Origin of the sequence: Anaerostipes amylophilus, from assembly GCF_025567365.1 — a bacterium.
GTDB lineage: Bacteria > Bacillota > Clostridia > Lachnospirales > Lachnospiraceae > Anaerostipes > Anaerostipes amylophilus.
In genome coordinates, this window is sequence record NZ_JAOQJG010000013.1 from 1 (window position 1) to 6,528 (window position 6,528).

Sequence of the window (6,528 nt, forward strand, 5' to 3'; positions counted from 1 at the left end):
TGTCAATCTTCAATATCAAAGATAAATTCTGGGCGAACGCTGAAGAAACAGTGAAAAAGATTCGTGAAAACACAGACTGTATCGTAAACCTTTATGATCTTGATGACAAAGAAAAATTAAGAGAAGAGATCGCAGACAGCTACTTATTCGCACAGGCAACTGGTGTAGGAATGAAACCATTAGAAGGACAGTCTGTTGTTCCTGATGAAACATTTTTCCGTCCTGACCTGATCGTAACAGATACAGTTTACACTTCAAGAGAGACAGAAACATTAAGACTTGCTAAGAAAGCTGGATGTAAGACAATGAACGGTCTTGGAATGATGTTATTCCAGGGAGACGCTGCTTTCCACTTATGGACAGGAAAACATATGCCAATTGACCATATGAAAGAAGTATTAGATATCAAATATGACTAGAGTTTAGTCATAACCATATAGCAAACGAGAGGAATTATAAAAATGGATAAAAAATACATACCAAGTGCCTTAGTTCTTTATCTGAACTATTTCATTCATGGAATCGGGTGCTCAATCTTAAGTCAGCAGGTAGTAAAAGAAATGCTTGCAAGTCAGTGGGGATTAAAAGATGTTATGGCAGTAACATCCATTGCAGCAGCATTAGGACTGGGACGTTTGATCTCCCTTCCATTTGCAGGACCTTTATCTGACAAATTAGGACGTCGTTTATCAGTGATCATTGGATGTGCTTCATACGTTATCTTCTTAGTAGGAATCGCATTCTCACCAAACACAACAATTGCTTATGTAGCAGCCGTTCTTGGTGGTATCGCTAACTCATTCTTGGATACAGCAACATACCCAGCTGTAACTGAAATCATTTACAAATATACAGGTATTGCAACAATGGGAATCAAATTCTTTATTTCCGTTGCACAGTTATTAATGCCTTTCTTCTTAGGTGTTGTAGCAGGAACAAGCATGTCATACTTAATGCTTCCAGTCGTAGCAGGTGTATGCATCGGTATCCTTGGAATCTTAGCAATCTTTGCACCATTCCCAGCGGCATCTGAAAGTGGTAAATCAGAATCTTTCATCAGCAATTTAAAGAATGCGCATTTCTCTATCGAGAGTATTGCATTAATCCTGATCGGATTCACAAGTACAGCAACATTCCAGTTATGGTTAAACTGTGCTCAGACATTTGGTACTGAAATTGCGAAGATCCCATCTCAGAATGTATCTGTTATGCAGACATACTATTCTGCAGGTACAATGGTAGCATTATTCGTAACAAGTGCATTGATCACAAAATTCAAACAGGTTAGATTCTTGGTTATCTATCCAGCAATCTCTCTTGTAATGTTAGCATTAGTTTACATTATTAAGACACCTATGATCTGCTACGTTGGAGCATTCGTCATCGGATATGCAGCAGCAGGTGGAGTCCTTCAGATGGCTACAGCCGTTGTAAATGATCTGTTCCCTAAAATCAAAGGAACTATCACAAGTTTAGTTATGATCGCATCAAGCTTATGTAACTACACAATCTTAACAGCAGCTGCGAAGATGACATCTACAAGTGTAATCATGATGAACATCGTAATTACAGCAATCGGAATCTTATTAGCACTTTTCGTAAACGTACGTTATGGTGTATTATTAAAGAATGCAGAAGAAGCATCTAAAAATTAATTAGTATTGGTAACATGAACTCCCGAGGCTTTTGCTTCGGGAGAGCATTCAGACAATAGGAGGAAAATTGTCAATGAATACAGTAAAAGTAAGAAATATTGAAATCGGAAGCGGAGTTCCAAAAATTTGTGTACCTATCGTAGGTGTTACAAAAGATGAGATTATCGCAGAAGCGAAAACATTTGACAGCATCCCTGTAGACGTTGTTGAATGGCGTGTTGACTGGTTCGAAGGAGTGTTCGAATTCGATAAAGTAGAAGACGTATTAAAAGATTTAAGAGAAGCTTTAGGTGAAACACCAATCCTCTTCACATTCCGTACATCAAAAGAAGGTGGAGAAAAAGCAATCGAAGCCCAACCTTACAAAGAATTAAACATTGCGGCTGCAAAAACAGGATATGTTGATCTTGTAGATGTAGAAGCATTTACAGGCGACGAAATCGTAAAAGAGATTGTAGCAGCTGCTCATGAATGTGGAGTAAAAGTTGTTGCATCTAACCACGACTTTGACAAAACACCTGAAAAAGATGAAATCGTAAGAAGACTTTGCAAAATGCAGGAACTTGGTGCTGACATCCCTAAGATCGCAGTTATGCCAACTTGCAGACGTGACGTATTAACACTTCTTTGTGCAACAGAAGAAATGTATACAGATCATGCAGATCGTCCGATCATCACAATGTCTATGGCAGGAACAGGACTGATCAGCCGTCTTTGCGGTGAAGTGTTCGGATCTGCTTTAACATTTGGAGCAGCGAAGAAAGCATCTGCACCTGGACAGGCAGCAGTCAACGACTTAAATAATATGCTTCAGTTCCTTCATGAAAATCAGGGATTATAAGAACTGAATCTTTAAAAATTAAATGCAGAAGAGGAGAAGATTCTTGGTTATTCTTTTCCTCTTTTTTAAATACATAAAAAATATTTGCTGAAATCCTATTTTTTATGTATAATTTAGTAGAGCAAATTGTTAAAGTTTTGCCATAGTTTGTGAAAATAAAGACTTTTGTTATAGAAAGTAGAAAGAGGTGAATCATGCTAAAATGGCTTGATGAGAATCTGGAAGAATTTTTAATGGTAGCATTACTGATTGCAATGACAGTGATCATGGGAATCCAGGTATTTGCAAGATATGCACTTGGAGCTTCTCTCTCTTGGTCAGAGGAACTGACGAGATATTTATTTATCTGGTCAGGTTTTATCAGCGTCAGCTATTGTACTAAGAAATGTATTTCCATTAAAATTGAACAGTTTGTAGCAATGTTCCCAAGAAGAGGGAAGGCATTGTTCAAAGTGGTGAATCACACAATTGAACTTGCATTGTTTTTGTATTTGATTCCATTTGCAGTTCTTTACTTAAAGAGTGCATTTGAAAGTGGACAGGTAAGCCCTGCCTGTCAGATTCCAATGTATTATATTCAGGCAGCACCACTAGTTAGTTTTGTTTTAGTAGCATTTCGTATTATTCAGCGTTGGATCATTGAATTTAAGATTGTGATCCGTAAAGATGATAAAGAAAAGGGGGATAAATAAATGTCAGCAGCAGTCGTATTTTTACTCTTCTTTATTTGTCTGATCATTGCAATTCCGATTTCAATCGCCCTTGGGATCGTATCTGTACTTCCAGGAGCATTTGATCCATCATTTACAGCAAGCGGGACATTTGTCATTCGTTCTATGCTTGGAGGAATCGATAGTTTCCCATTGCTTGCAGTTCCAATGTTTGTATTATCTGGAATGATCATGGCAAAAGGAGGAATCTCTAAGAAGATTTTTGACGTTTTTGCGTTTTTTATTGGAAAATTAACAGCAGGAATGCCTTGTGCAGTGATTGTTACCTGCTTATTCTATGGAGCAATTTCAGGGTCAGCACCTGCAACCGTAGCAGCGGTAGGAAGTATGACAATCCCAATCTTAGTACGTTTAGGATATGATAAGTCATTTACAACGGCAATTGTAGCAGTAGCCGGTGGACTAGGGGTTATCATACCGCCTAGTATTCCGTTTATCATGTATGGTATGGCATCTGGAGAATCTGTAAGTGATCTGTTTATGGCGGGAGTTGTACCAGGATTACTAATTGGTGCTTTATTGATGGTTTATGCCATTTACTATTGTAAAAAACATGGAGAAGATAAGGAAAAGATTGCAGCAGAGATCGATCAGTTGCATGCGAAAGGATTTATCGGAGTATTTAAAGAAAGCTTTTTTGCAATCTTAAGTCCGGTTATTATCCTTGGATGTATTTATACTGGAGTTGCATCTCCAACAGAAGCAGCGGTTATTTCCGTATTTTATTCTTTAGTAGTCAGCTTATTTATTTATAAATCCATGAAATTTAAAGATATCTGGGGAATCATGGTAGAAGGTGTGAGAACTTATGCACCAATTCTGTTTATCTTAGCAGCATCCATTGCATTCTCAAGAGTATTAACTTTAATGCGTGTACCTCAGTCCATTAGTGCGTGGATCTTAAGTAACTTCCATAATAAAGTTGTGATCTTACTTGTGATCAATGTATTCTTACTGATCGTAGGAATGGTCATGGATACAACACCAGCGATCCTTATTTTAACACCGATCTTATTACCAATTGTCACAGCAATCGGTATGAATCCAATTCATTTTGGTGTTATGATGGTTGTAAACCTTGCCATCGGTTTCGTTACACCACCGATTGGAGTCAACTTATTTGTGGCATCATCCTTAACGGATATCCCGGTGATGAAGATTGCACAAAAAGCAATGCCTTTAATCGTTTGTTTCCTTGTAGCATTACTTCTGATCACATTTATTCCGCAGATCAGTCTGGCATTTTTATAAGGAGGTTTAGGATTTCATGAGAAAAATCATAAAAAGATCCGTTGTTGTTCTTCTTGCGGGAGTCTTATTATTCAGTTTATCTGGATGCAAGAAGAAACAGAGTAAAGATGAAGTACAAAGATATGCATGGCCGCTTGGAACTTCCAGTCCGGAAGATACAGTTACACAGTTATATGCAGAGAAATTTGCAAAAGAAGTTTCTAAATTAAGCCATGGGAAGATGAAGATTGAGGTTTATCCTAACAGTACACTTGGAGGAGACCGAGAACTTCTTGAAAGCTGTAAAGATGGAGATATCCCATTTGTTGTACAGAATACAGCACCACAGGTAACTTTTCTTCCAGATACAGCTGTATTTGACTTACCAAGTGCATTTACAACGATCAAACAGGCACGAGAAGCTGTAGATAATCCGATATTCTATAAGAAGATGGAGAAGGTATATCAGAAAGGTGGATATAAACTTCTTGGATATGCCGATCAGGGATTCCGTGTTATGTCTACAAACAAGAATGTTAAAAGTATTAAAGACTTCAAAGGACAGAAGATCCGTACAATGGAGAATAGTTACCATCTGAAGTTCTGGAAGACACTTGGAGCAAACCCAACACCAATGACATTCAGTGAAGTTTATATTGGACTTCAGCAGGGAACGATCGATGCACAGGAGAACCCTTACGAAGTTATTGTTTCCAGCAAATTATATGAACAGCAGGATTATGTCGTAGAGACAAACCATCTGCCACATTATATTTCACTGATCGTCAGTGATGAATTTTATAACAGTTTGTCAAAAGATCAGCAGAAGATCATTGATCAGGCATCACAGATAGCGAAGAAATATGCAAGAGAAGCATCTGATAAGAGAATTGCAGATCGTATCAAGATTATCAAAGATAGTGGTACAAAGATTGTGAAACTAGATGCAAAAACACAGAAAGAAGTGCGAGAAAAAGCACAGCCAGTTTATGATGCGATCAAGAAGAATATTTCAAAGGATATTTATAATGCATATTTAAGCGGTGTAGAAAAATAATTGTGTAAAAATAGGATGAATTTTAAGAAAGAAGCATGTAAGACGAAAGTACATGCTTCTTTTTGTATGCAAAAATATAGATTATTTCTTATATTTTTCGCGAAATTCAAGAGGAGAGATTCCATAGATTTTACGAAATTCATGACTGATATAATCGGCACTGATATGAAAATGTTCAGAAAGCAGCTTTAAAGTTATTTTTTTGTTATAATTTTCATTGATATAGATCAAAATATTCTGTGCGAAGGAAGAATCTTTTCTTCGATCAATGGCATATGAATCCCTGCTTTCATATGCGGCACAAGTCCAGCAGTCAAGAGGAGCATCCTTATCTGAAATCAGAGAATGGATCGTTCCTTTTTCTACGATCAAGATATCGCCTTTGGAGACATGATAAAAGTTTGTGTTAATGCTGAACGTTCCTTTGCTGCCTGCAATATAAATAACTTCTGTTTCATTTTTGTGAAGGTGGTATTGATAACTCCAGTTTGGATTATTGTAAGTATGGGACAGACGAGTGATCTTTGCATACTGATCATTTTCAAAAACGGGTGGTTTAGTCTGCTGTGGGTATTCTTCTAAAAACATAATAGGGTGAATGATAAATATAAGGTTGATTTGAGAGAATTACAGGACATACAGAATTGATCGGATTAATGGCTTATCCAATCAGACATTCAAGCTCACCTGCAATGCACAACGAAGCATTCGCAACATTAGGACTTGTCTATGCCTAACAAAACAGTGGTAGGACAGTACTTAGATGAGTTATCTTCAGCTGCTAAAATGGCAGGAGCTGTTAACACAATCGTAAATGACAACGGAAAATTAATCGGACACATCACAGACGGTATCGGATACATGCAGTCATTAAAAGACAACGATATCGACGTGATCGGTAAAAAAATGACAATCGCTGGTGCTGGTGGAGCTTCTACAGCAATCGAAATCCAGGCTGCATTAGATGGTGTCAAAGAAATGTCAATCTTCAATATCAAAGATAAATTCTGGGCG

Annotated in this window: 6 protein-coding genes and 2 pseudogenes; 7 read left to right on the plus strand and 1 reads right to left on the minus strand. The window is 37.5% G+C overall.

Going from position 1 to position 6,528, the window contains the following annotated elements:
* The 6 genes and pseudogenes from OCV53_RS12060 to OCV53_RS12085 form a co-directional block, all read left to right on the plus strand.
* Positions 1-419 (plus strand): annotated as a pseudogene (locus tag OCV53_RS12060) (quinate/shikimate dehydrogenase); the annotation flags it as partial.
* Positions 420-461: 42 nt separating this feature from the next.
* Entirely contained in the window at positions 462-1,655 is a 1,194-nt protein-coding gene (locus OCV53_RS12065) for an MFS transporter (protein WP_055198530.1), read from the plus strand.
* 73 nt (positions 1,656-1,728) lie between these two features.
* The gene (gene aroD, locus OCV53_RS12070; RefSeq protein WP_055198531.1) at positions 1,729-2,496 is read left to right on the plus strand and encodes a type I 3-dehydroquinate dehydratase; all 768 of its coding nucleotides are present in this window, start codon (positions 1,729-1,731) and stop codon (positions 2,494-2,496) included.
* Between the two features lie 194 nt (positions 2,497-2,690).
* Positions 2,691-3,188 (plus strand): TRAP transporter small permease, encoded by a 498-nt coding sequence (locus tag OCV53_RS12075; RefSeq protein WP_055198533.1) that lies wholly within the window; start codon positions 2,691-2,693, stop codon positions 3,186-3,188.
* Positions 3,189-4,478 (plus strand): TRAP transporter large permease, encoded by a 1,290-nt coding sequence (locus OCV53_RS12080; RefSeq protein ID WP_055198535.1) that lies wholly within the window; start codon positions 3,189-3,191, stop codon positions 4,476-4,478. It abuts the gene before it with no gap.
* Positions 4,479-4,494: 16 nt separating this feature from the next.
* Entirely contained in the window at positions 4,495-5,514 is a 1,020-nt protein-coding gene (locus OCV53_RS12085) for a TRAP transporter substrate-binding protein (RefSeq protein ID WP_055198537.1), read from the plus strand.
* A gap of 81 nt (positions 5,515-5,595) precedes the next feature.
* Here the strand turns inward: OCV53_RS12085 and OCV53_RS12090 are convergent, their stop codons facing one another.
* On the minus strand, positions 5,596-6,102 hold the full coding sequence (locus OCV53_RS12090; RefSeq protein WP_055198539.1) for an AraC family ligand binding domain-containing protein: 507 nt from the start codon (positions 6,100-6,102) through the stop codon (positions 5,596-5,598).
* 68 nt (positions 6,103-6,170) lie between these two features.
* On the opposite strand from OCV53_RS12090, the pseudogene OCV53_RS12095 reads away from it, so the two are divergent.
* A pseudogene (locus tag OCV53_RS12095) lies at positions 6,171-6,528 on the plus strand (quinate/shikimate dehydrogenase); the annotation flags it as partial.

Excerpts from the sequence above, each read along its gene's own strand:
- OCV53_RS12090 (WP_055198539.1), bottom strand. The coding sequence starts at position 6,102 with ATGTTTTTAGAAGAATACCCACAGCAGACTAAACCACCCGTTTTTGAA.
- OCV53_RS12065 (WP_055198530.1), top strand. The coding sequence starts at position 462 with ATGGATAAAAAATACATACCAAGTGCCTTAGTTCTTTATCTGAACTAT.
- aroD (WP_055198531.1), top strand. The coding sequence starts at position 1,729 with ATGAATACAGTAAAAGTAAGAAATATTGAAATCGGAAGCGGAGTTCCA.
- OCV53_RS12085 (WP_055198537.1), top strand. The coding sequence starts at position 4,495 with ATGAGAAAAATCATAAAAAGATCCGTTGTTGTTCTTCTTGCGGGAGTC.
- OCV53_RS12080 (WP_055198535.1), top strand. The coding sequence starts at position 3,189 with ATGTCAGCAGCAGTCGTATTTTTACTCTTCTTTATTTGTCTGATCATT.
- OCV53_RS12075 (WP_055198533.1), top strand. The coding sequence starts at position 2,691 with ATGCTAAAATGGCTTGATGAGAATCTGGAAGAATTTTTAATGGTAGCA.